The organism is Methylobacterium sp. J-026, from assembly GCF_022829585.1.
GTDB lineage: Bacteria > Pseudomonadota > Alphaproteobacteria > Rhizobiales > Beijerinckiaceae > Methylobacterium.
Genome location: NZ_JAKSYC010000036.1, coordinates 1 through 479, shown reverse-complemented (window position 1 = coordinate 479; position 479 = coordinate 1). Strand labels below are relative to the sequence as shown.

Sequence of the window (479 nt, the reverse complement as noted above, 5' to 3'; positions counted from 1 at the left end):
ATCCGGAAGCTGCCGGCGCGGGCCTCGCCGCCCGGTCCCTCGGGGCCGATCTGCCAGGTCCAGCCCTCCGGCGTGCCGGAGCGGGCCGCCAGGGCCCGGGCGAGCCGGTCCGCCCGGAGGATGTGGCTGCGCCAGTAGCTCGCGACGGCGCGCCGCGGCGTCGGCGGGATCAGGGCCCGCGCCAGGCCCTGCCGGAGGACCGGCACGGGGAAGACCGGCGGCCCGTGCCGCCCCACCGTGAGGAGCGAGGCGACCAAGGCCGGCATGACGCAGGTCGAGGCGGTCCCGGCCGGCGCCGACAAGACGGCTAAGATGGGCGACTACTTCGCACCGGTTCTGGTCCGCATCAGCTACGCGCGCCCGATGATGTACGAGGTGCGCCAGGCGGCGATGATCTGTGTTGTCAGCCGTAAGGGCGCCATCGTCGACGCCTACATGCCGGCCGACGACGCGGTGATTACGCAGTGGCCGGCGCTCAG

At 74.3% G+C, this 479-nt stretch carries 1 protein-coding gene and 1 pseudogene; one reads left to right on the top strand and one right to left on the bottom strand.

All coding sequences use genetic code 11. From position 1 onward, the window contains the following. A pseudogene (locus MKK69_RS02180) lies at positions 1–266 on the bottom strand (hypothetical protein); the annotation flags it as partial. On the opposite strand from MKK69_RS02180, the gene MKK69_RS02175 reads away from it, so the two are divergent. Beyond that, a partial coding sequence (locus MKK69_RS02175; protein WP_243965087.1) for a hypothetical protein occupies positions 265–479 on the top strand: 215 nt, incomplete at its 3' end. The pseudogene MKK69_RS02180 and the gene MKK69_RS02175 overlap by 2 nt on opposite strands.